Here is a 24,557-nt window from a genome sequence, read left to right on the forward strand (position 1 = left end):
GCAATTACGTGTTACAAAAGGTGAAAGAAATGCCAGATCTAAAGGCCATGATGGCCGAGCTACAACAAAAGAGAGATGAAATTAAACTTCAGTTGAACCTTGGAACAATGGAGGCGGAAGACGAGTGGGATTCACTTGTTTCGGAGTGGGATAGGTTCCTGTCTACATCACAATTTAATCAGTCGGCGGATGAAGTCGGCGAAGCTGCGCGGGAACTTGGTTTGAAAATGAAAGCCGTATATGACAAGGTTCGTAAATCCGTAGGGTAATAGACAGGAAGTAGCCCAGCCGGTGCCAGATCAACAGCAAACACTCGTTTTTAGTCTGGCGTTTTGGCACCGTGTTGTCGTGATCGCCTTTTTTACTATCGCAGGACTGGTCCTGGCGGCTGATGTTCTAGTTCCATTGTCGATTGCATCCTTGATTTTCATTCTTCTGACTTCCGCAGTCGACAGGTTTTGTCAGGTTGAAATTCTCGGGACACGGATCCCCAGATGGCTGGCCCATGTCATTAGCGCTGCTCTTTTAGTGTTGGGATTGCTCGGATTACTATCAATTCTGACCAGTCAAGCGGGCGCGGTTGCCGATGCGTTGCCTAGATATGAAGCAAGATTCTCTGAAATCTTGGCCCGAGTGGTCACTCTTGTTGGAGACAAGAACTATCAGGCAGCGCAACAAGCGATCTTAGAGATGGACTTTACCGGCTTCGCTGGCGGAGCAATCGGTTCAGCCGGAAGCTTTTTGAGCGCCTTCTTTCTGATCCTTCTTTATATTCCTTTCATGATGCTGGAACAGGGGCCCATGAGGTTGAAAGTCGCACTGGCAGCGCCAGATGCGGAATCCGCACAAAACTTACACCGCGTGCTGACACGCATTTCAGAAAGCGTGCAGCGATATGTAGGAATCAAAACACTCGTTAGTTTCCTAACGGGTGTCGGTAGCTACGCGATCATGAAGCCCGTGGGATTGGATTTTGCCGAAACCTGGGCCATCCTGGCATTCGTACTGAACTTCATTCCAACGATTGGTTCAATCATCGGGGTAGCGTTGCCCTCGCTCGTTGCTCTTGTGCAGTTTGATACTAACACGCCTTTTCTAATTATTTTGGTGGGCTGTGGGGCGGTTCAGTTCATCATCGGGAATATTCTGGAACCCTCGCTAACCGGAAAATCACTAAACTTGTCGCCTTTGATGGTCATCCTCGCACTGACGTTCTGGACCGCAATCTGGGGTATCCCCGGGGCTCTACTAAGCGTGCCGATTACCGTCTGTACTATGATCGTGTTAGCCAACATCCCATCGACGAAGTCACTCGCAATATTGATGTCGGGCGATGGTAACTTGTTCGACGGTAGTCAAAAAGACAATCCAGTAAGGGAAGTAGCACAGGGCGAAGCCTCTGAAGCTGCACGTCGAAAATCTAAGCTGACGGTATCCAAATCCGAACTAGATACCGAAACAGAAGCAATCCGTCAGGAATTTGAGCAAAACTTAGATAACCGGAGCTAGACGCTTGGGAAATACTGATCGGTATCATCAGGAGGTCACGGAATTGCTGACCCGCGCAGATTGATCGATTGTGTTGGATAGGCCAGTTCTGTTCCTGCCGCGCGCACCGTCTCAAGGATTTTGAGCGAAAGACTTTCATTCACACGGAGGAAATTGTCGTATTCAGGGGTAGTCGTCCACGCGTAAAAAATGATGGTTACGGCGCTTTCTGACAACCCTTCGACATAGACATGTTTCGGTGCCTCCTCAGACAATTCGAAATCTCCACAGGCCGACAAATGTTCCCGTAACGTATCACGCACCTGAAGGACCTGAGCCTCGGTACTGTCTAGAAGCAACGGTATGCTAAGCATGACCCTTCGATGTCGGCGGTGTGAATAGTTTAGGACAACTGCGTTGGATAACTCGGAGTTCGGAACATGCCGTGGGATCTGATCGAACCCACGGATTAGGGTGGAACGCAGGTCAATGGATTCGACTGTCCCGACAAACGAACCGTCGATTTGGATCGAGTCCCCAATAGCGAAACGCTTTTCACTCATGTTATTCATGCCTGCCACAAGATTGCGGATCAGGTCCTGCGTCGCGATAGCCAATCCTGCGCCCAGTACTCCAACACCGGTCAGCGCACCGCTGATGTCGACCCTCCAAACTTCTAGCAGTGACGTAATGGCAAACAGCAAGATGCCAAAACGGGCAACGCGCTCCATCCATCCGGCCTCCATCCTGACTTCTCCAAACCGGTCGCTCTGAAGAAGGGATACAAAAGACCCGCTCAGGTTGTACCACCCTGAGAATACTGCGATCACAGCGATTGAGGCCATAACGCGCCTAAAAATGTCACCAGGCATGTTTGGAACATTCAATGTTTCCAGAACCACAAAAACAGCAAAGGTCACAATCAAAACAGATGTGGTCCGCATCAGTTCGTCAGCTACCTTTTCCGAAAGTTCAATGGACAAGCGTCTGAGAAGTGCCCGAAACATTGCCATAAGCCATCGTGCAAGTGGCCGCCTGCCGATGACAACGGCCAAGAGAAAGATCAAAGAGAGAATTACGCTGCTTTGATTTAGTTCGGCCTGCCAGTGGCTGAAACGTTCCTGCATTTCGACAACTGCGCTCATCGACGGAGATTGAGTTTCTTCCAATTGCTGAACTGGCCTCTCTTTTGGATCATGTAGGTCGTAAACTTCTCAAACGACACCCGAAGTTTGCAGGAGGACAGCATCGGAAACTCTGGGAGAATCTTCCAGCTTTTTCTGAAGTATCGGGATAAATTGCTCCTAATTTGTCAAAGCGGCATACGAATGAGAATTCTCTATCGAATTGCAACCCGAGCTCAACAAGAACTGCGTTTCTACGCGCTTGCCCTAGGCGATCTTTTCCTGCGAGTATCGGTTAATCTGGTGGATCTCCACCTGGTGTTGGAACGCCCTTTCAGCAACCGTGAACCAAAGAGGCCCACATGGTGTCCACAATTCTGGTCTTGCTCCTGATCGCCCTCGAAGCCACTGCCATTTGGTTTGCATGGAGAGCGATCTCATCGGCGCGAACCTCTCAGGGTGCAGTGGGTTGGGTCGTTTTTCTGATTACTGCCCCGTATCTTGGCGTTCCGCTTTACCTTTTTTTGGGGCATCACAAGTTCGACCGATACTTAACTGCGCGCCGCGATAGCGAGGAGGTAATTGACGGAATCAAGACGTTTCGCGAGGTCAATGCGCCCGACGTGCCTACAGAGTTTCCGTCCGAAGCGTTGGAAAGGATATCTGAACTCCCCGTGGTCCGGGGCAACAACATGCGAATCCTATTAAACGGGCAGGAAACGTTCGATGCAATCTTTGCCGCTATTGACGCAGCCCAAGATTACATTCTGGTGCAGTTTTATATTGTTCATGATGATGATCTGGGTCGGAAACTGCGGGACCATCTGATCACCGCAGCAAAACGTGCAGTTGCAGTTCGGTTCATGTGCGATCCAGTTGGGAGCGTTAAACTTCCAAACTCCTATCTTAATGATCTCCGTTCAGCCGGTGTACAAGTAGTTGAACCCGCGCAGATGCGCGGAGCTAAAAACCGATTTCAACTCAATTTACGCAATCACCGCAAGACGGTGATCGTCGACGGTACGGTCGGCTTTACCGGCGGATTGAATGTTGGAGACGAATATATGGGGCGCGATCCAAAATTCGGTGATTGGCGCGACACACATGTCGAAATCCGTGGCCCGATCGCCTCGCAATTGCAACTGGTGTTTGTAGAGGATTGGCATTGGGCAACTGAAGAAATCCTGATTTCGGAGATGAACTGGGAGGCTGGTCACATGGAAGAGAACATGTCCGGATTAATCGTCCCAACCGGTCCCGGGGACGAAATGGAAACCGGTGCCTTGTTCTTTTTCACGGCAATCGCGAATGCCAAACGTCGGATTTGGATCGCTTCGCCGTACTTCGTACCCGATACCGATGTGCTCACAGCCTTAAAACACGCTGCGTTGCAAGGGGTGGATGTCCGCATCCTGGTTCCGGACGTCATTGACCATAAGATTCCTTGGCTTGCCGCTTTTGCCTTTTTTGATGAAATCCGCGAAGCCGGAGTACAGGTCTTGAGATATAGTTCCGGTTTCATGCATCAAAAAGTATTGGTTGTTGATGATACTTTGGCCGCGATAGGGACAACGAACATGGATAACCGCTCATTCCGGCTAAATTTTGAAGCAATGGCCGTTTTCTTCGATGCACGCGCCGCCGGGGCTACGGCCGCGATGCTGGAAAAGGATTTCGAACGGTCGTTTAGGCTAGACAAATTGCTTGCTGAACAGCCCCCGCATATCCGGATTGGCGCCCCGATTGCCCGCCTGTTCGCTCCAATTCTTTAGAGATCAAGACCCAGTTGAAGGTAGCGCAAAGCTTAATCTACCCGGAAGAACCGAAATTTCGAACCTCGTGTCCACCATCGGTTCACCGTCAAGGTTTAAGTGGAACGGTGTTTCTGTTTCCAACACCGCATGTTTGAAACGGCTACGTTTTACGAGCCCGGCAATCGGGTCACTCAGGTCGGGGAAATGCCCAAAAGACAGGTTTGCAGGTGGCCACTCGTCCGTGGTCAAAACACCCAGATCGAGCAACCCGTCGAACATGTCAGCCTCTGGAGTTACTTCGAACCCACCACCGGCGAAGCGATTGTTGCCAATTACCAGCGCAGAAACCGACGCCCAGTTATGCTCTGACCCATCCAAAGCAATCATGGCCTGCGTTGGTTTCAGCTCAGAAACTCGCGCCAATCCGGTAAGGGTGTAGGCTAACCCTCCTAGCCGCCTCTTAACTTCTTTGGGAGTTGTCGCGGTAATCATGGCCCCAAAACCGCCACTGGCGACATTCACGAATGGGCGACCGTTGATGGAACCAATATCTATCGACCGGGCTCTTCCGGTTGCGGCCTGCACCAATGATGCAGAAAGATCCGATCCGTCATCACCATAAGACCTGGCAAAGTCGTTAGCAGTGCCCAAAGGCATAAGCCCCAAAACAATGGTTGGTCCCGCATCGCATCGCAATAGGGCGCTGGTAACCGCGTTGAGTGTCCCGTCACCACCTCCTGCAACAAAGCGCGTCACCCCCTTGGCCAAGTGCTTGTGTATCGTTTTTCGCAACTGTTTACCTGACCATGGGATAGCAATCTCCAGACCAAGCTCCTTTTCCAGAGGTCTGACAGCCGAACGTACGTCAGGTCGGGCCGCAGATTTTCGATTGAGGATGAGGAGTGTTTTACAATCCATGTAGCCGGCCTTTTCCTCTCATTTATTCAGGTTCTTGATCACTGCCTTGGCAACCGTTGTGGCCAACCCAGGGTCAAACGCACCTAAAGGATCACGCGCCATTTTCTTTAGTGCGTCCGTGGCAGCTCTGGCTTATGCTGCTGCCATACAAAATTCGGCTTTGGTTGCCATTGTTTTTAGCCCTCCAAATCTGACCAAACATGTGATCGACGGTATGTTTTGCCATCCCACTAGGCCAATATTACTCAAGTAATTCACATTGGCCCTGAGCGGTGTCTACGCGGTGCTTCCTGAGAGCAAAAAAACTCAATGCCAAATTATGCCCCGAATTCAATAAGATTGCTACTCCCGTAGCGCCGCGCAAATAAAACCAGTGGATTTCACTCCACAGAAACCGTGTTGGGTCTTGTCAGAAGAACTTGGGTTGAGGCAGAGCAGGGTGCTCTCGTAGCCTTCGCGCATGATCAAACAGTCGCCATTCAAGTACTTCAAGACCAGTCCAGAGGTCATTCGTCTGGCAGTCATGCTTTACGTTGGGTTCCCATTGTCGCTTCGAAACGTGGAAGACCTATTGCACGAACGGGGAATTGAGGTGAGCCACGAAACCGTCCGATATTGGTGGGGTCTTGTCAGAAGAACTTTGCTTGAGAGGGGTAGGGCGGTTGCGTAGCTTTTGTTCATTACCAGACCTGCCTCATTCAAATACTTCAAAACCAGCCCTGAGATTATCCGCCTTGCGGTGATGCTGTATATTCGGTTTCCACTCTCGCTTCGGAATGTCGAAGATTTACTGCACGAGCGAGGCATCGACGTGAGCCACGAAACTGTCCGATATTGGTGGAACCGGCACTGTCAGAAGAAACCCATTTGAGCCGGGCAGGGTGGTTTCGTAGCTTCGCGGCATGATAAATCGCTCCCCATTCCGTTACTTCAAAACCAGCCCAGAGATCATTCGCCTAGCGGTTATGATGTATGTCCGGTTCCCGCTATCGCTTCGGAACGTGGAAGACCTTCTGCATGAGCGCGGCATCGAAATCAGCCACGAGACGGTTCGATTTTGGTGGAACAGATTTGGACCTATGTTTGCATCCGAGATCCGTAAAAACCGCGCTAGTCGAATACGCGCATACTCAAACTGGCAGTGGCATCTGGATGAGGTCTTTGTGAAGATTAATGGAGAGATGCATTACATGTGGCGGGCCGTTGATCACGAAGGTGAGGTGTTGGAATCCTACGTTACGAAGCGGCGTGATCGTAAAGCAGCGTTGAAATTCCTCAGAAAATCAATGAAGCGATACGGCAAACCAGAAGTAATCGTTACGGACAAACTTCGATCCTACGGCGCTGCAATGAGGGTCGTTGGCAGCGCTGGTCGGCAAGAAACTGGTCGTTGGCTTAACAACCGAGCGGAAAATTCACACCTTCCATTTCGACGACGAGAACGAGCGATGCTGCGCTTCCGGCAAATGCGATGTTTGCAAAAATTCGCTGCTGTCCATTCTTCGATCCACAACCACTTCAACCAGGAACGCCACCTTTACTCACGAGACAGCTTCAAACTCAACCGAAGCGCTGCTCTTACTGAGTGGCGGCAACTCTGTTCCGCCTAAGTTCCGGCAATTGGCGATAAACTGAGACTGGTTCGAATTGGTCTGACACCACCATTTGATTGATTGACCGAATGCTCCCTCATTGGCCGTCAACATCCAGACACATGTTTCCGCAGCAATCTTGAAAGATAAATCGGGTGTTCACTTCTGACCTGCACCGGTTTGTGATGGCAACTCCCCGAACATGTTGTGGTAGTCTTGAGCGAATTGCCCTAGGTGCCAAAAACCCCAGCGGTTAGCGATGTCGGAAATGCTGTAGTGACTGGTTTTACGGATCAGGTCGGATCGAACCCGATTTAGGCGAACTCGTTGGTAATACTTCTTTGGCCCGACACCAAACTTCTCGAGGAAGGCACGATCCAAAGTGCGCCATGAAACACCGACCTCCCTGCATATTTGGCTGATCGGAACATTTTCGCCAAGGTGGGCTAGCATCAACTCGGTAGTTTTCGAAACGGCCCGAGACCGGATCAAAGGCGTGCTTTTGTCTTCGTGTTGATCGTATGAGTTTGCCGCTAACAGAAGGCCAGCAACAATCTCCTCTTCGATGGCGTCGGTCATCGGCGGTGCGTAACTGCCCGTAAGCCTTTCAGAGAGTTGCCGTATCGCTGCCAGACGTTTGTGCTGTCCAAAAATTGCCGGTTTCGCAGAAGTTCGTAAGCTCTCCGGGATATTCAGGCCCAAGGCGTCAGCCAGGAATTCTACATCGTGCTCTTTGACAGAAACAGTTGTGCCGCAAAAATGTGTGGCGCTTACGCCGTCAAAAGGGTCGGAACTGCCGAAAGACAGCAATTCGGATTCCGATGTCTCCTGACCTTGCCAAACCTGAACATCGTTGCGCCGGATTACTCCAAAGGTAAGCAACCCTTTGGGTGACACGCCGGTTTGGTGTACGGCGCGTGACATTGAAATGTTCAACAGTGTTACAATGCTTCCGGCGCGAAGCGTTACCTTGGTTTCCATTGCACCGGCCTCGATCTGTCGAAAATCAATTTCCCATGGAGAGAAGCCGTTTATGTCGTTTGGCTCCGGCAACGTCATCACCACCAGTGGTTCGGACCTGGGCAGGTTTGGCGAATTTTTGATGTGGTTCATTCCCTGCCTCAGTTAGTTTCCCGGTAATGTTAACCTCCGGATGAATGCTTGAGCAAGTTGACCCGCGTGGAAGGTAGAGAACGCAAACCGGCTACAATGGGACGCCCGCCGCTCCCAAAGTGCGAACGACGTTCAGAACGCATCGTCACGCTTCTAACGCGGGATGAACGTTCGGAACTGGCCCGGCAGGCTGCCGCTACTTCTCAATCACTGTCTGCATACACCCATCAGCTGATCACTGATGGCCTGAAGAACCAAAAGAATTCAAACAAGGATGCCAAACCATGAAACAAAAACGATCTGTGGGAGTAATTGCGATCCTTACGGCATTCGCAACGAGCGCTCTCGCACAGGAAAACGCAATAGTTCATGACGCTGAATACTACATTCTGGAAGCGCAGAACGGGAAGGTCTGGGCCGTTGAGGACGGCGAACTGGACAAGAAACTGGCGGCCCTGAGAGAGCAATACGGTGCCCCCCCGAATATCGTCCACTACATGTGGGACGACCAGCCACCGATGGCTTTCGGCGATCCGGTTTATCAGCAAATACGCGGCTACTCGACACCAAATCTGAACCAGCTTGCCGACGATGGAATGCAGTTTTCACGCATGTATACTGAGCCGGGCTGCACGCCCAGCCGTGCGGCGGTTCTGACAGGCCAGAACGCTATCCGCACAGGCACCTGGGAAATCGGATTTCCGATTGAGTATACCGGACTGGCGGCGGAAAATGTGACTTTGGCCGAAGTTCTGTCGGCCCAGGGTTATGCAACCGGTTTTTTCGGAAAACAGCATCTGGGAGATATCGAGGAATCCTATCCCATCAACCAAGGTTTTGATGTCGCGTTCTGGGCGCTCTACAATCAAGTCACGAGCCTTTATAATGCAACTGGAGAGGGTGCCAACGCGATTGTTGGGATGAAAGAGGAGTTGCTTGCTGACAACCCCTATCAGCGCGACCATAGATTCGTTCTGGACGAAGGTTTTGTATTTTACATGGAAGGCAAGAAAGGCGAACAAGCCGCCGAATGGCGCAACGGCTCACAAGAAGTACAGGACTACAATGATTTCGACATCGAGAGCCGGAAGCGTGCAATCAACTTCATTCGTCAAAGTGCAGAAGCAGACAAGCCATTCTACGTCGCATGGTGGCCGCTTTGGATGTCCTTCATTCCTAACCCTCAGAAAGTGACCTTGCAGCGCGGCATGGTGGGGGAAAGCTATCATCGCGTAATTGAACCCGACATCGCTCTTTTGCGGGAAACGCTGGCAGAATTAGGAATTGCAGAAAACACACTGATCGTTGCCATGGCCGACAATGGCCCGATGACACACAATCCGCCTGCCGGTGCCGGTCTAGGTGAAGGCCTGTTTCGTGGTGGCAAGGGCGACTTTACTGAAGGTGGTGTCCGGGTTCCCGCAGCAGCACTTTGGCCGGGCGTGATCGAGCCAGGTACTTATGCGGCTGACATGATTCACGAAACCGATTTGTTCACGACATTTGCTAGGCTGGCAGGAGCCACCCAGCATATTCCCACCGACCGCATCATCGACGGCATCGATCAGACGGCGCTGCTGCTCAACGGCGATACCCACGGACGGCGCGATCACGTGTTCATTTACCAGGGGCCTGACCTAGCGGCCACAGTCAAAGACCAGTTCAAAATCCACTGGACATCGGATGATCCGGGGCAGGCCAAGTCCGGCCTGACTGCTGTTTACGATCTATATAACGACCACCGTGAAGCCAATCCAATCGTCGTCGGTGGCTTCCACTTTAAGGAGCCGTTTAAGCGAATGCGCGCCCGACATGAATTGTGGAAACAGAAGTATCCGGACCGCAAACACAACCGCGGACCAGCGTATGCAAACCTGTCCAATGCCCGTCCCGCCACGCTGGCCTTGTCAAACCCGCCAGCAGATTTTGATAGCTTGCCGTTTGACCCGTTGGAATTCATAGAGCATCTAGACCAATTGCCCTACGAATTGGGTGAGCCGGGATACGGCGAATAACAATGCCGGAGAATTGCCGCCCGGCGGTGGTTCTCCTATTACTTCACGACAATCGACTGAAACGGTTTGTTTGAAGCACACCTGACCTTGAACCGGTCGTTTGCGACAAGGGCGGTGATTGACTGGATTGGGCCGACAGCGCTAATTAGGCTTTTTACCGCCAATGTCCGCTCTGTCCGCAAAGCAGACGCTCACGAAAATACTGCGAACGTCCACAACGAGCCCAAAGCAGCCGCTCTTCCGGTAGCTTGAGCGATTAGCTTGCCGCTGTCTGCGGTCGTGTATTCGGGAAAAATCGAAAAATTTTTGGGCAGAACGCAATACGTAAAAATCGAAAAAAAAAAATTTTGAAGGGTGAAGCGATTTGGGGAGGCCCAGTTCCACTGGCCCCCGTGTTTTTGTCGGGGTGGGGGGGTATTTTCGGGATTTTGCCTGGCCTGACAAAACCCACCCCGACGCCTACCGTTCGATCGACGAAGCCTCACTGCATGCTGGTACTAGGTCGATCTCTTTGCGCACCTCGATCGCCGTTGGTTTTGGGTTTCGCGGGTTGGATGACGCAAGCCATGTCGCGCGTATTCTCATTACGTCAGCGGCGCAGTAGCACTTTGCGCCATGTCGCTGGATACACTCGTGGTAGTCTGCCCCGACATATGTCCGGTCACGGCGCTTACCTTCTCGAATGCGGATTAGGAGAACAGGTTGCAGGTCGTAGTGCCAGCGGATGTCACAGGCCGCACAGGCATGGATATCCCTGCCGAGGCTACCGAACACCCGTGTGGCGACCTCCACGGCGTCGGGATTACCATCCAGAAATTCGAATATGAGGGGCGTCGCCTCAATAGTGACGACACCGGGCTTGCGGGCCTGTGCGGCGCGCTTCCTGCGCTCGTGCCGGTTCATGTCAAAAGACCCGAGAGGAAGGAAAGTGAGGAAGGAATGGGTATTTTTTATATTTATGGCGTGCGCGGTGCGTCTGTATGTATATACACCTCCCTGTCATACAGTTCGGGAGGGAGCGCGCTCTCGCGTATTAAATGATTATATATATTCATTCCTTCCGTTCCTTCCTCTCAAAACTCGTCAGGAAGGCCCAAAAATGCATTTAACTTTATGATTTGTTTTGGTAATTCCGAAAAAATGCTCTTTTGGTCGCTGTTCGAACCTTCCGGCTCTCCAAAGTCCGCTATCTCTGCCAAGGCGTTCCAGAACGCCTTGAAGCCGTGGTCCGAGTACCGCTCACCGGCGTGGCTCAGGGTCCACTTCTGGTAGGCGTCTCGGACCTTTTTCCGAGAAATTCGGATTGGTTCCTTCTGCCAATCGGGGACCTTACCGCCAAATCCGCCCTCAAAAGCGTACCCTTCTTCGGGGAATTCTCCGCTGTGGACGACTTCCATCCACCATCTGTGGACGCCTTTGAGAGACCGTTCTTTCTGGCTGATGGTTTCCGCTGTCAGGGGGCGGTCGCGTTCCGGGTTCCAGTCCGAAACGTCACGGTTCAGCATCTTTTGTAGGAAGTGTGCCGCGCCGTCGCCTTCAATATGATCTGAGAGGTGTTCAAAATAGTCATAGTCGCGCTTACGGCCATCGCTAGTCCGACCAACCACAACGCGACGGTCATCATGCTCCACGTGGACGGCGTGACTTTCGTTCGTGGCGGCGATGATGCCCAGATATGAGGGTGTGGTCTCGCCGTCGAGACCCTTGGCCTCAAGCAGCATCGTCTTGGCCGTGATGCGCCGTTTCATTTTTTGATTGGCCTTCTTGTCGCCGACAAAGAAGCACTCATCGGCGAACACGTAACAGGCGCTCATAAGGTGCTTATTGAACTTTCCAAGCAGGTGACCGCTTTCCTCGATCACCACGGCGTGTTGGTTGAAAATGCGCTGTGCCAACAGGTCGTCAAAGATGATGCCCTTGCCCGTGCCCTGACCACCGAGAAAGGCGGGCATAACGCCCATCACGCGCGCCGGGTCTTGGATTTTGGCGGCGATGAAGTTCAGGGTGTATTCGTTCAGCGCGTCGTCGCCATTGCAGATCACGTCGCGGATGTGGTCGAGGATTAGGTCGCACGGCCCCTCTTTCGGCTCGACACCCCAGCCCATCCACAGGTTCAGGAAGCCGTCAGGAACCTCGCCCGTGGGCCTCATGACCGTGCCCCTGTACTGGCGTCGGTCGGGTGATGCCATCCAAAGTGGACCGGCAGGCACCAAACCCCCGGGGGTCGCAACGGTGATGTTTTCGACCAGAGCCAAGAAATCTGTCTTGGTGAGCAGCGAAAGAACCTTGCGCATTTTCATGTCGCCGGTCGCGTTCTTCTTGAGCCGCATCGGCTGTTCAACCCAATGGCCGACGCGGAATTTGCTGCCGATGATCAACACGAAGAATTCTTCGTTGAGAATGTCTGTCGCCTGTTGTGCGGCGTCCTGCCGTTCGCCTGCGTCTCGATGCTTAATCATCCGCTTGAGTGACCTTTCGAGGTTTCTCTTGGTCATGGAAACGCCCGCGTTTGCGCACTCATCGAGTAGCGAGTCGAGCGCGTTGTCATGTTCGAGCCAGTCCATCTCAGCGATTTCCGCGAGGTGTCTTTTGATGTCGTTGGTGTTCATTTCAGTCTGGTCTCCATCATGCGGGCAATTCGCGCCTCGCGAGTGTCTTGTTCGCGTCTCGGGAGTGTTCTGAGCGCGTCGAAACGGCGGGCGAACACGTCCCGGTATTCCGCGTCAGTGCCAAGGATGTACTTGCGCACTTTCCCGTGTGCGTGGGACGTGAGGCGTCGGGCATACGCAAAGATCATTCCGGTGATGGCACCGCCCCGGTAATCGGGTTCCAGCGGGTCGCGGGTCTTGGCTTTTTCGTAGGCGCTGGGGTGCATCAGGACGTCGCCTACGGTCACGAGTTGCCCGTTGGACAGGTGCAGCACGAAATCCGACTCAAGGACCGTGTGTTCCGTCTCAAGCATATCCAGCAGTTCCTTGCGCCGACCGCGCTGCGTGGCGTCGGTCACGTGCGCGGCGATGGCCCGTGGCGTAGCCGCGACGCCCAGCGCCGTGCGCGCCTCCACCTCAAGCCGTTCGTCTGCCCAGGCCCCGCGCTGGGCGAGTGCGGCATTCCGCGTCCGCGCCATTTCGCGCGCAACACGCTCCGCATATTCACGCTCCTCATCGGATGTCAGGTCAGGAAAAACCCGTCGCGTATCGGCTAGTGCCAAACCTTCGCTGATCAGGAAGGCGTCAGGGCGGCGTTGCTCCAAACCCTCGCCACATACGGCCCCACTGGCGTAGTCCAGTCGTGAGGGCTGGTACATGCACGGATCAAGCGTGGCGCGGATCAGTTGCGTGCCACTGGCTGAGATGAGGATGTAGCCGAACCCGTTCAGCCAGAGGCGCTTGAGCAGAACAGCGGCGGCGCGGGGTATGTCCGTGCCGTCCTCAACGCCCATGTAAACGCGTTGTCCTTTCAGTCCGACCACCTCGTCACCGAAATCGGCGTCAAAGATGAAGGAGGACGATGAGCAGCCCCACAACACGTCATGGTCGGCATATCCCGGCGCAGCGGTCACAACCTGTCGCCACAACTCGTCACGGCTCAGCGCGGCGTGGTCGGATCGTGGGTCGTAGTCGGCGGCAAGGATGGCTGGACCCTTGGGCCAGGCGAAATAGTCTTCGCTGCGGGCGATGGTGCCGGGTGTCACCCGCCCCTTAGTGACCAGCGGTACACCATCGTCGGGCATGTCGACTGTTGGGACGCCGTAGGTCAGCACGTCCTGCCCAGCGCGTAGCTCCGTGTTCAGCACCGTGGCGAAATCCGCCATGTCGATGGCCTGGTCCACGAAAGCCCGCCCCGCGTTGAGCCAACCAACGGTTTCCTTGACCAGTTCGTCGTCAGCGCCCCAGCGGTAGTGCTTGCCAACCGTCTCGGGGTTGGTCAGTTCAATCCGCGTGTAGCTGAGCGGCGGGGTGCTCCGATTACGCGCCATTTCACCGTTTTCCTTCATCTTGTGCCCACAGAAGCTTGTGTTGCGAGCAATTCATCGTTTTCCTGAGTGTTTCGGCGGCTCGGGCAGAGGCGGTCACTGTTCGCGTCACTGATGCCCCTCCGAAACAGCACTTATTTCCCTCACGCTCGCTGGTTCAGGAGCGCCAGGTCCAGATCACGCGGCATCGTCTCGCTCCTTTGGCTGGATGCGGTTCCGTTCCTTGAAGGCGTCGATGCTGGCGCGGTCGATGCGCGTGACGCGCCCGTTCGAGTAGCCGGTCAACTCGCCGCTACTGAGCCAGCGCCAGACGGTCGAGGACGACACCTGCAACTCGCGACAGGTTTCCTTGACGGACAGGTCCGAGGATTGATTTGGGGTAGGGACCGGGGCGCTCATGCTGCGTCTCCTGCCACCTTAGCCAAAAGGGCAGGGTCGGGCACGTAGGCGTTGTTCGCCTTGTACTCATCTAGTGAGGTTCGAGTGATGCGCTCTTGCTTGCCTACGAAGTAAGTAGACAATTGCCCGGACGCTATCAGCTTGCCGACCGCATTACGCGAGACGTTCATCTCAGTGCATGCCTCGGCGATAGTCAGGTCAGGCTCTCTAGCCATGTGTCACTCCATTAATTAGGTCGTGACACTTGGCTAACAGGGGGTGTTCCAGATGGACGAATTCGTAACTCAGTTACGCGCAAACTATCTTTTTAGCGGTCCATTTTTCTTGAATTCCGCTCGTATCCAGCAGGCTATGCTGCCCTCGGAAGGTAGTTTCGCCACCTCGTCCGCAGTCCGTTCTAACGACATCTCATCATAAACCCGTTCCGCGAGGTGTTTCGCCGAACCTGCCATGTTTGGGCTGCGTTCAGCTATCGCCATCGCTCGCCTAATCACCTCGTCATGGTGAGGACGACGACCGGGGCGGGCGTTCTTACCGCGCGCGCTGTTGCGCTCGCTCAGGACACTTTGCACTGCCGTGTAAGCCGATTCTGCCTCTATGTGATCCTCTCGGGGGTCAGGCCTGTCTAGGTTCAGCAGGCGCAATTTGATGAAGTCCAGCGCACTCACTTTACCCGGTGGCAGCGCCGCCAGCCGCTCGGCTTCTTCGCGGCTCACTTTCAGGCGGCGCATGATCGTGGCCGAGGTATCGACGCGCTGGGCGTCGGCGAACGGGTTGGGTTTCGGGTTGGTCATGCCCGTCCCTCCGACAACTGCACCACGCTCTCAGCGGTGAGCCCGTCGAGGAAGTCCGCCCATTTCTGCCACCATTCGGCGGCGGGCTGGTTCAACTCGGATAGCTGATAATGCGCGTCCGCCTCGCTGGTGTCAGGGCTATGTGCGGACAGGCGGTCGCGGATGTCCTTGCCGCCACCGTTTTCGGCAACCCAACTAAGCAGCGCCTTACGGTTGGCGTGGCTGGTGTAGTCGGTGGGCAGGCTCAACTCGTCGCGCTGCCGCGCCCAATTCAACGAGACAGTCTTGCGGCCACGACGACCGAACACACGACCCTCTCGCGTGGGTTGGTTGCGCAGCAACTCGACCGCCTGCGCCGAGAGCATGACCAGATGTTCTTTCTTGGCTTTCATGCGCTGGGCGGGAATGGTCCAGCGTCCATGTTCAAGGTCAATCTCCGACCACTCAGCGCCCAGCGCCTCGCTGATGCGGGTGCCCGTCAGCAGTTGCAGGCGCATGATGTCCCGGTCGATGTCTTGCAGTTCGTCAAGGCCCCGGACCATCGTGCGCAGTTCGGACATGGACGGGCGGTAGTCCTTGATCTGTGATTTCGGGGTCTTATCCAACTGCGGGACCGGTACGCCTGCGGGCATCATTTTCTTCTCGCTGGCCCACTTGAACATGCTTGCCATCGCCATGCGGATGTTGTGCGCCGCACCGGGCTTGTCATCTATCAGGTGGGTAAACGTCGCGTTCAGGGCCTCCACGTCCAGCGCGCCGAGGCGCATGCCGCCATGGTTGGGCAGAACGTTCTTGGTGAGGATGTTCTCTGACCGCCGCCACGACTTTGTGCCGCGCGTCTGCATGGCTGTGATGTAAGCCTCGGTCAGTTCGTCCAGCGTCGTTTCAGACCGCTTGTCGGCGACCTTGGTGACGGGCTGCGCCCACGCCTCTCGTGCCTCGGCAAGGCTCATGGCGGGGTAGTGCCCGAGGGTGATTTGTCGCTGCCGCTTGCCTTTCTGGGTGCGGTAAATCCAACGCTTGCCCCGCGTGGTGGCTACAAGCGTAAGGCCCGCATATTGCGGGTCCGAGAGACGCCGACCGGGTTTCAGGCGGCGGCAGGCCAGATCAGTCAATTCCTTGGCAGCGGTTCCGTTCGCCTGTTCGAGGGCAAACGCAACACTGGCGCGCAGTTCCTTGCGGATGCCCGTGTCGAGTGCAGCCTGCATCAGGTCAGCAACAACCTCGCGGGGGTCGCGGTCGTCCTGATCCACGAGACTTGCAACTGAGGTCAGAAAGTCAGATGTGTTCTTTGTCATGGCCGTGTCCTTATGCAGTTCGGTCGTGTCAGTCGGGCGGGTGTTGGCGCACCCCCCGACACCTTGGATTTAGCAACGCCATCGCACCGCTACCAGCCCTTCGTCACTGATGCGTCACTGTTGTGGCATGATATCCACGCGGGTTGAGTGGGTCTGACAGGGGCAGTGAAACGGTTTGGTGATACAAGTAAATGCCTGTTTTTTAGGTATTTTTCCATGAATTTGCAGGGGGTTCGCTGGCGCGGGGTATGAGAACGCCCGGTTGCGGGTTATGTGTGTTCGATCCATTTGGCAGTTGCAGCATGACCTGTCAAGCACCCAACGACGCCATGTCTGACGCAGCGGGAGGTTCGAATTCGGGAATTGCAGCCACGGGGCAGCCGTGCATGATGAACCTCAAAAGGAAAGAGGGCAACATGGCAGCGACGGATTTTCTGAACACGGCGCAGGGGCGGCGGTTGGCGTATCACAAGAGTGAAGGGACCGGTCCCACCATTGTTTTTCTGGGTGGGCTCAAGTCTGACATGGAAGGCACCAAAGCCGTGCATCTCGAGGCCTGGGCCAAGGCGCGCGGTCAGGCATTCCTGCGGTTTGATTACTCTGGTCACGGTGAAAGTTTGGACAAGTTTGAGGATGGCTGCATCGGGGACTGGCATGAGGACACTCTGGCCGCGGTGACTGCGCTGACCGATGGGCCACTGATCGTGGTCGGGTCGTCGATGGGCGGCTGGCAAGCGCTTTTGCTGGCGAAGGCAATGCCGGATCGGATTGCAGGTATGGTGACCATCGCCGCCGCGCCTGATTTCACTGAAGACGGGTATTGGGCATCGTTTTCTGACACGCAAAAACAGGTGTTGGAAACCGAAGGGTATGTCGAATTACCCTCTGACTATATGGAGCCTTATATCATCACGAAACGCATGATTGAGGACGGAAGACAGCAGTTGGTTCTGCGGGATGCAATTAATCTTCAGTTTCCGGTGCGTTTTCTGCAAGGGACTGCAGATACTGCTGTTTCCACTGCAACCGCTGTGCGTCTGGTGGAACATGCCACCGGTTCAGATATGCGCCTGCTCTTGGTCAAGGATGCAGACCACAGGTTCTCGGACGGGCCATGCCTGGAAATCATCGAAAACGCCGTGCTTGAAGTGATGGACGCGCAATGATCCGGGGGGTGGGCAAAGCCATCGGGCGTGTTCTTCTGGTGCTGGTCGCGGCTGGTGCCCTGATCTATTGGTTCGGTCCGCGCGAAGAAGTGAACCTGAACCCGACATTTGAACCGCGCAAGTTTGGCGAAGGGGTGCAGGTCTATTTCGAAAGCGTCGAGTCCGCTTTCGATGACATAACTCCGGGTGTTGAGAAACGGGTTGTCTGGCAAAACGGGTTCAAGGAACAGCGCACCCCGGTTTCCATATTGTATTTGCATGGGTTTTCCGCCTCGTCCGAGGAAATTCGCCCTGTCCCGGACATGGTCGCCGATGCGCTAGGGGCCAATCTGGTCTACACCCGCTTGCAGGGTCATGGGCGCGGCGGGGAGGCGATGGCCGAAGGCACCGCCTCGGGCTGGATGCAGGATATGGCCGAAGGGTTGGCCGCCGCCCGTGCGGTGGGCGAACAGGTCGTCGTGATTTCAACCTCCACCGGTGGAACGCTGGCTGCGGCGGCGTCATTGGACGATGCGCTTATAGAAAACGTAGCCGGTTTGGTCTTTGTTTCTCCGAATTTTGGTGTGAACACGCCCGGTGCTTGGATACCGGGCCTTCCATGGGCGCGAAGCTGGTTGCCATTGATCATGGGGGAAGAACGGGACGTCTCGGGGCCGGATCCCGAGAAGAACAAGTACTGGTCGTCGGTTTATCCGTGGGAGGCAGTTGTGCCTATGACCGCCTTGGTTGAGACTGTTTATGCCATGGACTTCTCGCAGGCGCGTGTCCCGGCGCTGTTCTGGTTTTCTGACGATGATCAGGTTGTGCGCCCGGACTTGACCCACAAGGTGGCCGAAGCTTGGGGCGGACCTGCAAGTGTTCAGACGGTTACGATGGGGCCGGGCGATGACCCATCGTCCCATGTCATTGCCGGACGTTTGATGTCTCCGGAACAGACGGATGCTGCGGTCGCTGGTATTCTGGCATGGTTGAAAGAGCAGGGGATCGAATGATGGAACAGCGCGTCAGCCTAATAACTGTCGGGGTGGAAGACCCTGAAACCGCCGCTGCATTCTACGAAAAGATCGGCTGGAAACGTGTCGACAGCCCGGACGGTGTGATTGCCTTTGATCTGATCGGGCAGACGCTGGGGCTGTATCCTCTGCCGGCAATGGCCGATGAGATTGGTGTTGACGTGGGCACCTTGGGCCGTGGGGCGCTGACGCTGAGCTATAACTGCCGGTCAAAGGAAGATGTCGCGCAGGTTTTAAGCAAGGTTCAGGCCGCTGGCGCCGAGGTTCTTAAATCGGCCTCGGATGTGTTCTGGGGCGGGCATCACGGTTACTTCCGCGCGCCCGAGGGGACGATATGGGAGGTCGCTTTCAACCCGTTCTCACCTCTGGCGCCTGATGGGGCGTTTCGTTGGAACGGGTACGGGTGATGCGTAAGCCGGGCAGCATGTGGAGCCTTGAAACTCTTGGCCGCGTGCGCCTGTCCAAGCACTTTTTCATGCGGGATTTCTTGTATTCCGAGATTGGAAATTTCCATAAAAAACAAAATCTTCCCGACAATCCTGATCTTGCCATCGAAACCGGCCGAGCCTTTTGCCAGACGTTGCTGGACCCGTTAGAGGAAACGTTCGGACGCGTGGCAGTCCGGTCCGGTTACCGATCGCCGTCGTTGAATCAATATGGCAATGAAAACCGGCTGAACTGCGCCCGAAACGATAATCCACTGGAGTGCCATATCTGGGATTGGGGCACCGGCGATGATCGGATTGCTGGGGCGTCGATTGTTGTCCCGTGGTTTGCGGATCGCTACGTGGAAGGCCGGGATTGGCGCGATCTTGCGTGGTGGATGCACGACTATCTGGAGTATTCCGAGATTTGGTTCTTTCCAAAGCTCTGCGCCTTCAATCTGGTGTGGCGACCAATTCCCCTCAAGCGTATCGACAGCTACATCGCCCCGCGCGGCTGCCTGTTGCGTGCGGGCGAAAATCCGGGCGAAGACCTGAAGACTCGTCAAAAGCGCTATGCGGATTTTCCCACGTTTCGCGGTATTGCCTATCCGTGAAGTTTGACTTGCTCAGACTGAAAAAACCTCTCATCTTGTTAAAAAACAAAGCCGCTCAAGAAGCTGAGACGAAGGAGGCCGCGATTGATCGAGCCGTTGGTTCTATTGCCCGGATTGATGTGCGATTCTAGGGTGTTCGCCCCTCAGATCGCCCACTTTTCTCGTCAACGCGCGGTCACAGTTGCACCAGTTTCGTTGGGTGAGCGGATTGAAGAGATCGCATCGGGCCTATTGGATCAACTGCCCCATCGTTTCGCACTGGCCGGGTTGAACATGGGCGGCGTCGTGGCCTTGGAACTTGTTCGCCGTGCACCTGACCGAATCTCGCGCCTGTGTCTGATGGCGACGGATGCGCAGGCCGACACGCCCCAGATCGCAGCAACGCGAGAAGAGCATATGGTCGGCGCGAAGGCCGGACGGCTTGAAGAGGTGATGCGAAAAATCATTGGGTCAGACACACTGGCCCCAGGGCCAAGACGCGTTCCTATCCTAAATGACGTGATAACAATGGCTCTGGACCAGGGGCCGGATGTCTTTGACCGGCAGATGCGCGCTTTGCAGCGGCGCGCTGATCAGCAAGGGGCGCTGAGGACGATCAAGTGCCCCACGCTGGTGCTGTGTGGGGCGCGTGACCTGCTGTCACCTGTGCGCAAACACGCCTTTATGGCGGAATTGATCCCGGATGCCGAACTGAAAGTGGTTGAGGACGCGGGACATTTGCCAACCCTCGAGACCCCTCAGGTCGTCAATGAAGCGCTTGAGAACTGGTTAAGCACACCTGCGCGAACCACCTACGGATAAAGGGCTGCGCGTTCGGATTTGCTGAGGATCACAGGCTCGGCAACCGGGTCAAAAGTGCCTGGGTCGAAGAAGGGTGTGTTCTTCCAACTGCCTGACACCCGCGATTTCGCGACACGGGTCACTAGCCCATATACGGCTGACCCAATCTTTTCATGGGTCTGTTTGCCGTGTCCTGTGGGGATAAACCCGCGCGTGGTGATCGGCCCCAACCCACTTGGGTCGGGGATACGTTTGACGATAAAACCCGCGAATGGGAACTTCGGCGTTGTTGGTGTGGTCGCCAGTGGCGCATTGCAGCAACTGGCATACCAGCGCATCATCCCTTTGGGGCTTAGTTGCATCAGCGCGAGATGCTCTGCGCCACCGTCGAAATGGATCTCTTCCGGAAGCATCTGCAGGATTTCAACAGGACCGGGGGCAGGATCGGGTTGCCCAAAGTACAATTGCGCCGCGCGGCAATCGTGACAGTAGCACACGACATGTGTGCCGTGTTTCACGCCTGCGGCGCTGATCCGTCCATGTAGGGAACCGCAAGAGCAGGAAAACGGGGTATCTTTCACCGTCTTCCTGCTCATCGTTTTCAGGCCACTTTGTTTTTGTTTGCCGCGCGACGCTGTGGTTTGCGCGTGTTGGCGTTCATGAAGTCGATCACAAGCGGCCGGATATTGTCGCGCCAGCTGCGCCCCGCGAAGATTCCGTAATGGCCGGCTCCGGGTTCGACATGACTTGCCTTTTTGTTGGCCGGCAAGCCGGTGCACAGCTCAAGAGCGGCGATACACTGACCTGGGGCCGAGATGTCATCGTTTGCGCCTTCGACCGATTTGACCGCAACATCAGTGATTTTGCCGATATCGACTTTGTGCCCCGCAACAATGAACTCGTTGCGCGCGATTTCGCGGTTTTTGAAAACGCGCTCGACCGTGGACAGGTAAAACTCGGCTGGCATATCCATAACGGCCAGATATTCATCGTAGAACCTGTTATGGGCATCGTGATCCGATGCTTCACCCCGCATCACGCGCTGGATCTGATCTGTAAACGCCTTGGAGTGGCGGTCTGCATTCATTGACATGAAAGAGGCAAGCTGCAGTAGCCCGGGATAGACCATGCGCCCAACGCCTTTGTATTTGAAGCCCACGCGTTGGATCATGGTTTCTTCCAGCTGTCCCATGGTGACGCGGCGGCCGAAATCTGTCACGTCGGTCGGAGTGGCGTCAGGGTCAACCGGCCCACCGATCAGGGTCAGTGTGCTTGGCTGGGCTTTGGGTTCAACCTCGGCCAGATATGCAGTCGCGGCCAGGGTCAGCGGAGCGGGTTGGCAAACGGCGACGACATGTGTGTCCGGGCCCAGTTCCTTCATAAAATCGACAAGGTAGAGCGTGTAATCCTCGACATCGAACTTGCCTTCGGAAACGGGAATATCACGCGCATTATGCCAATCGGTTACGTAAACCTCGCAATTGACCAGCAGGCTCTTGACTGTCGAGCGCAACAAAGTCGCGTAGTGCCCCGACATAGGTGCAACCAACAGTACCTTACGGGGTTGTTCTTCCCGTCCGTTGACGCGAATATGGATCAGGTCGCCAAATGGGCGCTCCATTACGGGAACAATATCAACAAGGTGGTCTTTGCCATCCTCACACGTGAACGTTCGAATACCCCAGTCCGGCTTTGCGATCATGCGCTGAAACGTGCGCTCGGTCACTTCGCCCCATGCGGCCATCATGCTGAACGCTGGGTTGGGGATCATGGAGAACAGTGGGTAAGACGCCATAGCACTGGCCGTTGCCCCCATCCATTGGTTCGTGTTGCGCATGGTTTCCATAAGGTCGTAGGTCATCATGTAGCGCATATAGGGGGCCTCCTGGCTGCCGGTGTGAGTGTCGGACCATTCGTCGCTTTGCTCCCCAAGCCCACGACGATTATTCTGCATAGCAGCGAGGTTAAGGGGGAATTGTTAAAATGACAACAAGTGAACACCAGACACCGGAGCTATCCCCGGAACACCTTGAGAGGCTTAAAGAAAATATGGACAAGGTGGAGGAGCTTTCGAAGCGGCTTGTTGATGCGATGTCGGGAAAGAAGGGTCACAACCCTGCGTTAGACGGTCCGAATCAAGAGCTTTATGCAAAGGCAGCATCGGCGTATTGGGCTGAGGCGATGCAGAACCCGGCCAAGCTGTTGGAGCAGCAGATCGAGTTCTGGGGCCAGTCTGTTCTGAACTTTGCCGAGGCGCAGCAGGCGCTGGTGAGCGGCGAGGAGGCGGAAGAGGCCGCCTCCGCCCCCCGGGACAAGCGGTTTTCCAACCCTCTGTGGGAGACAAACCCGTATTTCAAATTCATCCGCCAGCAATATCAGACCAATGCCGAAGCGATCTCGCAGGCGGTGGCCTCGGTCGAGGATCTGGAAGTGAAGGACAAGCAGCGGCTGGCGTTCTTCTCGCAGCAGATCATCGATATGATGTCGCCGACGAACTTTCTGGCGACCAATCCGGATGCGCTGGAAAAGGCGGTCGAGACGGAAGGCCAGTCACTGATTCAAGGTCTGGAAAACCTGGTGGCCGATCTCGAGGCCAATGACGGCGAGATGGTGGTTAAGCTGGCCGATGACAGCGCCTTTGAGGTGGGTGGCAATATCGCGACGACGCCCGGCGATGTGGTTTATCGCAACCGGCTGATGGAGCTGATCCAGTACAAACCTGCGACTGAGACGGTGCACGAAACGCCGCTGGTGCTGTTTCCGCCCTGGATCAATAAATTCTACATTCTGGACCTCAAGGCGCAAAACAGCCTGATCAAATGGGTGACCGAGCAGGGCTATACCCTGTTTGTGGTCAGCTGGGTGAATGCCAATGAATCCCATGCTGACATCGGCATGGAAGACTATATCCAGGACGGATTCCTGACCGCGATCGAAGAGGTCAAGGCGATCTGCATGGTCAAACAGGTCAACGCTGTCGGCTATTGCATCGCGGGCACCACGTTGAGCCTGACACTGTCGCTGCTCAAGCAACGGGGCGACAAGTCGATCAAGTCGGCCACGTTCTTCACGGCCCTGACCGATTTTGGCGATCAGGGAGAGTTCACGCCTTTCCTGCAGAACGACTTTGTGGATGGGATCGAGGATCAGATCTCGGAGGACGGGGTTCTGAAAGCGTGGATCATCGGGCGAACGATGTCGTTTCTGCGCTCAAAGGACCTGATCTATGGGCCTGCGATCCGCAGTTACATGATGGGCGAAACACCGCCCGCGTTTGATCTGCTGTTCTGGAACGGGGACGGCGCCAATCTGCCCGGCCGCATGGCGGTTCAGTACCTGCGCGGCCTATGTCAGCGCAATGACTTCGTCACCGACGGGTTCGAGTTGCTGGGGCATAAGCTGCACGTGCGCGACGTGGACGTGCCCCTGATGGCAATCACCTGCGAGACCGATCACATCGCGGCGTGGAAGGCGTGTTATCGCGGAGTGCAGCAGATGGGGTCGCGGTCAAAGACCTTCATCGTCTCGGAATCGGGGCATATCGCCGGAATCGTGAACCCGCCCAGCAAGAAGAAATACGGGCATTACACCAACACCGATTTGAAGGCAGACCCCGAAACCTGGCTGAAAGAGGCCACATATCACGAAGGGTCCTGGTGGCCCCGGTGGGAGGCTTGGCTGAAGAAGCGGTCAGGCAAACAGGTGCCCGCGCGCGCGACCGGCGATTCGGCTCATCCCGCGCTGGCAACTGCGCCGGGGACCTATGTGCAGGTTAAGGCAAGCGGTTGATTTTAAATTATTTCGTGGAAAAATTCTGCAATGCAGCAAGAAAAATCTTGCAATGCTGCATTGCGGCATCCATATTGTCCTCAAGCTGATGAAAACCGGGGTGGGCCCGGTTCGGCAAAAGGATTTAGGACAATGGCAAAGACGCAAGATTTCACCGCGACCCTGAAAGACGTTATGGGCGCGTTCCCCGTTGACACCACCGCTCTGGAAGGTGCTTTCAAGTCGACCGCGACGCTGAACGAAAAGCTGTCGGGTGTTGCACTGGAAGCGGCTGAAAAGTCGGCCGAGATCTCGAACAA

The 24,557-nt window shown here is 55.3% G+C and carries 23 protein-coding genes and 3 pseudogenes; 14 read left to right on the forward strand and 12 right to left on the reverse strand.

Going from position 1 to position 24,557, the window contains the following annotated elements:
* The first annotated feature begins 29 nt into the window (after positions 1-29).
* Together AC2FJC_RS20105 and AC2FJC_RS20110 are read left to right on the forward strand one after the other, a co-directional pair.
* A complete protein-coding gene (locus AC2FJC_RS20105) occupies positions 30-269 on the forward strand; it encodes a hypothetical protein (protein WP_271946087.1) in 240 nt (79 codons plus the stop codon).
* Positions 270-291: 22 nt separating this feature from the next.
* Positions 292-1,509: an AI-2E family transporter gene (locus tag AC2FJC_RS20110; protein ID WP_496741091.1), complete on the forward strand. Its 1,218-nt coding sequence runs from the start codon at positions 292-294 to the stop codon at positions 1,507-1,509.
* Between the two features lie 35 nt (positions 1,510-1,544).
* Here the strand turns inward: AC2FJC_RS20110 and AC2FJC_RS20115 are convergent, their stop codons facing one another.
* On the reverse strand, positions 1,545-2,432 hold the full coding sequence (locus tag AC2FJC_RS20115; protein WP_282119855.1) for a mechanosensitive ion channel family protein: 888 nt from the start codon (positions 2,430-2,432) through the stop codon (positions 1,545-1,547).
* A gap of 542 nt (positions 2,433-2,974) precedes the next feature.
* Between AC2FJC_RS20115 and cls the strand changes: the two genes are divergently transcribed.
* Positions 2,975-4,384, forward strand: coding sequence for a cardiolipin synthase (cls, locus tag AC2FJC_RS20120; protein ID WP_282119854.1), 1,410 nt, complete (start codon positions 2,975-2,977; stop codon positions 4,382-4,384).
* A 3-nt stretch (positions 4,385-4,387) separates the two neighbouring features.
* Here the strand turns inward: cls and AC2FJC_RS20125 are convergent, their stop codons facing one another.
* Entirely contained in the window at positions 4,388-5,284 is an 897-nt protein-coding gene (locus AC2FJC_RS20125) for a YegS/Rv2252/BmrU family lipid kinase (protein ID WP_282169259.1), read from the reverse strand.
* 460 nt (positions 5,285-5,744) lie between these two features.
* On the opposite strand from AC2FJC_RS20125, the pseudogene AC2FJC_RS20130 reads away from it, so the two are divergent.
* The 3 genes and pseudogenes from AC2FJC_RS20130 to AC2FJC_RS20140 all read left to right on the forward strand — a co-directional run.
* Positions 5,745-5,903: pseudogene (locus AC2FJC_RS20130) on the forward strand (IS6 family transposase); the annotation flags it as partial.
* A 60-nt stretch (positions 5,904-5,963) separates the two neighbouring features.
* Positions 5,964-6,131: pseudogene (locus AC2FJC_RS20135) on the forward strand (IS6 family transposase); the annotation flags it as partial.
* A gap of 55 nt (positions 6,132-6,186) precedes the next feature.
* A complete protein-coding gene (locus AC2FJC_RS20140; RefSeq protein WP_496741094.1) occupies positions 6,187-6,894 on the forward strand; it encodes an IS6 family transposase in 708 nt (235 codons plus the stop codon).
* Positions 6,895-7,035: 141 nt separating this feature from the next.
* On the opposite strand, the gene AC2FJC_RS20145 is transcribed toward AC2FJC_RS20140, so the two are convergent.
* Positions 7,036-7,989, reverse strand: coding sequence for a helix-turn-helix domain-containing protein (locus AC2FJC_RS20145; protein WP_496741096.1), 954 nt, complete (start codon positions 7,987-7,989; stop codon positions 7,036-7,038).
* Positions 7,990-8,273: 284 nt separating this feature from the next.
* Between AC2FJC_RS20145 and AC2FJC_RS20150 the strand changes: the two genes are divergently transcribed.
* On the forward strand, positions 8,274-10,004 hold the full coding sequence (locus AC2FJC_RS20150) for a sulfatase-like hydrolase/transferase (RefSeq protein WP_496741098.1): 1,731 nt from the start codon (positions 8,274-8,276) through the stop codon (positions 10,002-10,004).
* A 459-nt stretch (positions 10,005-10,463) separates the two neighbouring features.
* On the opposite strand, the gene AC2FJC_RS20155 is transcribed toward AC2FJC_RS20150, so the two are convergent.
* The 7 genes from AC2FJC_RS20155 to AC2FJC_RS20185 all read right to left on the reverse strand — a co-directional run bounded on the left by AC2FJC_RS20155 (position 10,464) and on the right by AC2FJC_RS20185 (position 16,471).
* Positions 10,464-10,907 carry a hypothetical protein gene (locus AC2FJC_RS20155; RefSeq protein WP_496741100.1) on the reverse strand — a complete coding sequence of 148 codons (444 nt, stop codon included), beginning with the start codon at positions 10,905-10,907 and terminating at the stop codon, positions 10,464-10,466.
* A 170-nt stretch (positions 10,908-11,077) separates the two neighbouring features.
* Positions 11,078-12,613, reverse strand: coding sequence for a primase-helicase family protein (locus AC2FJC_RS20160; protein WP_496741102.1), 1,536 nt, complete (start codon positions 12,611-12,613; stop codon positions 11,078-11,080).
* Positions 12,610-13,983 (reverse strand): hypothetical protein, encoded by a 1,374-nt coding sequence (locus AC2FJC_RS20165; RefSeq protein ID WP_496741104.1) that lies wholly within the window; start codon positions 13,981-13,983, stop codon positions 12,610-12,612. The genes AC2FJC_RS20160 and AC2FJC_RS20165 overlap by 4 nt, the downstream gene beginning before the upstream one ends.
* 174 nt (positions 13,984-14,157) lie before the next feature.
* Entirely contained in the window at positions 14,158-14,379 is a 222-nt protein-coding gene (locus AC2FJC_RS20170; RefSeq protein ID WP_171177354.1) for a helix-turn-helix domain-containing protein, read from the reverse strand.
* Entirely contained in the window at positions 14,376-14,594 is a 219-nt protein-coding gene (locus AC2FJC_RS20175; RefSeq protein ID WP_170602299.1) for a helix-turn-helix domain-containing protein, read from the reverse strand. The genes AC2FJC_RS20170 and AC2FJC_RS20175 overlap by 4 nt, the downstream gene beginning before the upstream one ends.
* 84 nt (positions 14,595-14,678) lie before the next feature.
* Positions 14,679-15,173 carry a hypothetical protein gene (locus AC2FJC_RS20180; protein ID WP_496741107.1) on the reverse strand — a complete coding sequence of 165 codons (495 nt, stop codon included), beginning with the start codon at positions 15,171-15,173 and terminating at the stop codon, positions 14,679-14,681.
* Positions 15,170-16,471: a tyrosine-type recombinase/integrase gene (locus AC2FJC_RS20185; RefSeq protein WP_170602303.1), complete on the reverse strand. Its 1,302-nt coding sequence runs from the start codon at positions 16,469-16,471 to the stop codon at positions 15,170-15,172. The genes AC2FJC_RS20180 and AC2FJC_RS20185 overlap by 4 nt, the downstream gene beginning before the upstream one ends.
* A gap of 416 nt (positions 16,472-16,887) precedes the next feature.
* On the opposite strand from AC2FJC_RS20185, the gene AC2FJC_RS20190 reads away from it, so the two are divergent.
* The 5 genes from AC2FJC_RS20190 to AC2FJC_RS20210 all read left to right on the forward strand — a co-directional run bounded on the left by AC2FJC_RS20190 (position 16,888) and on the right by AC2FJC_RS20210 (position 20,490).
* Entirely contained in the window at positions 16,888-17,637 is a 750-nt protein-coding gene (locus AC2FJC_RS20190; RefSeq protein WP_496741119.1) for an alpha/beta fold hydrolase, read from the forward strand.
* A complete protein-coding gene (locus AC2FJC_RS20195; protein WP_496741109.1) occupies positions 17,634-18,629 on the forward strand; it encodes an alpha/beta hydrolase in 996 nt (331 codons plus the stop codon). The genes AC2FJC_RS20190 and AC2FJC_RS20195 overlap by 4 nt, the downstream gene beginning before the upstream one ends.
* On the forward strand, positions 18,629-19,057 hold the full coding sequence (locus tag AC2FJC_RS20200) for a VOC family protein (protein ID WP_496741121.1): 429 nt from the start codon (positions 18,629-18,631) through the stop codon (positions 19,055-19,057). Before AC2FJC_RS20195 ends, AC2FJC_RS20200 begins: the two co-directional genes overlap by 1 nt.
* 17 nt (positions 19,058-19,074) lie before the next feature.
* A complete protein-coding gene (locus AC2FJC_RS20205) occupies positions 19,075-19,689 on the forward strand; it encodes a hypothetical protein (RefSeq protein ID WP_496741123.1) in 615 nt (204 codons plus the stop codon).
* Between the two features lie 84 nt (positions 19,690-19,773).
* The gene (locus AC2FJC_RS20210) at positions 19,774-20,490 is read left to right on the forward strand and encodes an alpha/beta fold hydrolase (RefSeq protein ID WP_496741111.1); all 717 of its coding nucleotides are present in this window, start codon (positions 19,774-19,776) and stop codon (positions 20,488-20,490) included.
* On the opposite strand, the gene AC2FJC_RS20215 is transcribed toward AC2FJC_RS20210, so the two are convergent.
* The gene (locus AC2FJC_RS20215; RefSeq protein ID WP_496741113.1) at positions 20,481-21,065 is read right to left on the reverse strand and encodes a DUF6151 family protein; all 585 of its coding nucleotides are present in this window, start codon (positions 21,063-21,065) and stop codon (positions 20,481-20,483) included. The genes AC2FJC_RS20210 and AC2FJC_RS20215 overlap by 10 nt on opposite strands.
* A gap of 5 nt (positions 21,066-21,070) precedes the next feature.
* On the reverse strand, positions 21,071-22,342 hold the full coding sequence (gene phaZ, locus AC2FJC_RS20220; protein WP_496723867.1) for a polyhydroxyalkanoate depolymerase: 1,272 nt from the start codon (positions 22,340-22,342) through the stop codon (positions 21,071-21,073).
* Between the two features lie 110 nt (positions 22,343-22,452).
* On the opposite strand from phaZ, the gene AC2FJC_RS20225 reads away from it, so the two are divergent.
* Positions 22,453-24,258, forward strand: a complete 1,806-nt coding sequence (locus tag AC2FJC_RS20225) for a PHA/PHB synthase family protein (RefSeq protein ID WP_496741115.1) — start codon at positions 22,453-22,455, stop codon at positions 24,256-24,258.
* Between the two features lie 132 nt (positions 24,259-24,390).
* Positions 24,391-24,557 (forward strand): annotated as a pseudogene (locus AC2FJC_RS20230) (Phasin); the annotation flags it as partial.

Source organism: Ruegeria sp. CDSB117 (assembly GCF_059611005.1).

Coding starts and splice junctions, on each gene's coding strand:
- AC2FJC_RS20105 (WP_271946087.1), top strand. CDS start 30: ATGCCAGATCTAAAGGCCATGATGGCCGAGCTACAACAAAAGAGAGAT.
- AC2FJC_RS20115 (WP_282119855.1), bottom strand. CDS start 2,432: ATGCGGACCACATCTGTTTTGATTGTGACCTTTGCTGTTTTTGTGGTT.
- cls (WP_282119854.1), top strand. CDS start 2,975: ATGGTGTCCACAATTCTGGTCTTGCTCCTGATCGCCCTCGAAGCCACT.
- AC2FJC_RS20125 (WP_282169259.1), bottom strand. CDS start 5,284: ATGGATTGTAAAACACTCCTCATCCTCAATCGAAAATCTGCGGCCCGA.
- AC2FJC_RS20140 (WP_496741094.1), top strand. CDS start 6,187: ATGATAAATCGCTCCCCATTCCGTTACTTCAAAACCAGCCCAGAGATC.
- AC2FJC_RS20145 (WP_496741096.1), bottom strand. CDS start 7,989: ATGAACCACATCAAAAATTCGCCAAACCTGCCCAGGTCCGAACCACTG.
- AC2FJC_RS20150 (WP_496741098.1), top strand. CDS start 8,274: ATGAAACAAAAACGATCTGTGGGAGTAATTGCGATCCTTACGGCATTC.
- AC2FJC_RS20155 (WP_496741100.1), bottom strand. CDS start 10,907: ATGAACCGGCACGAGCGCAGGAAGCGCGCCGCACAGGCCCGCAAGCCC.
- AC2FJC_RS20160 (WP_496741102.1), bottom strand. CDS start 12,613: ATGAACACCAACGACATCAAAAGACACCTCGCGGAAATCGCTGAGATG.
- AC2FJC_RS20165 (WP_496741104.1), bottom strand. CDS start 13,983: ATGGCGCGTAATCGGAGCACCCCGCCGCTCAGCTACACGCGGATTGAA.
- AC2FJC_RS20170 (WP_171177354.1), bottom strand. CDS start 14,379: ATGAGCGCCCCGGTCCCTACCCCAAATCAATCCTCGGACCTGTCCGTC.
- AC2FJC_RS20175 (WP_170602299.1), bottom strand. CDS start 14,594: ATGGCTAGAGAGCCTGACCTGACTATCGCCGAGGCATGCACTGAGATG.
- AC2FJC_RS20180 (WP_496741107.1), bottom strand. CDS start 15,173: ATGACCAACCCGAAACCCAACCCGTTCGCCGACGCCCAGCGCGTCGAT.
- AC2FJC_RS20185 (WP_170602303.1), bottom strand. CDS start 16,471: ATGACAAAGAACACATCTGACTTTCTGACCTCAGTTGCAAGTCTCGTG.
- AC2FJC_RS20190 (WP_496741119.1), top strand. CDS start 16,888: ATGGCAGCGACGGATTTTCTGAACACGGCGCAGGGGCGGCGGTTGGCG.
- AC2FJC_RS20195 (WP_496741109.1), top strand. CDS start 17,634: ATGATCCGGGGGGTGGGCAAAGCCATCGGGCGTGTTCTTCTGGTGCTG.
- AC2FJC_RS20200 (WP_496741121.1), top strand. CDS start 18,629: ATGGAACAGCGCGTCAGCCTAATAACTGTCGGGGTGGAAGACCCTGAA.
- AC2FJC_RS20205 (WP_496741123.1), top strand. CDS start 19,075: ATGTGGAGCCTTGAAACTCTTGGCCGCGTGCGCCTGTCCAAGCACTTT.
- AC2FJC_RS20215 (WP_496741113.1), bottom strand. CDS start 21,065: ATGAGCAGGAAGACGGTGAAAGATACCCCGTTTTCCTGCTCTTGCGGT.
- phaZ (WP_496723867.1), bottom strand. CDS start 22,342: ATGCGCTACATGATGACCTACGACCTTATGGAAACCATGCGCAACACG.
- AC2FJC_RS20225 (WP_496741115.1), top strand. CDS start 22,453: ATGACAACAAGTGAACACCAGACACCGGAGCTATCCCCGGAACACCTT.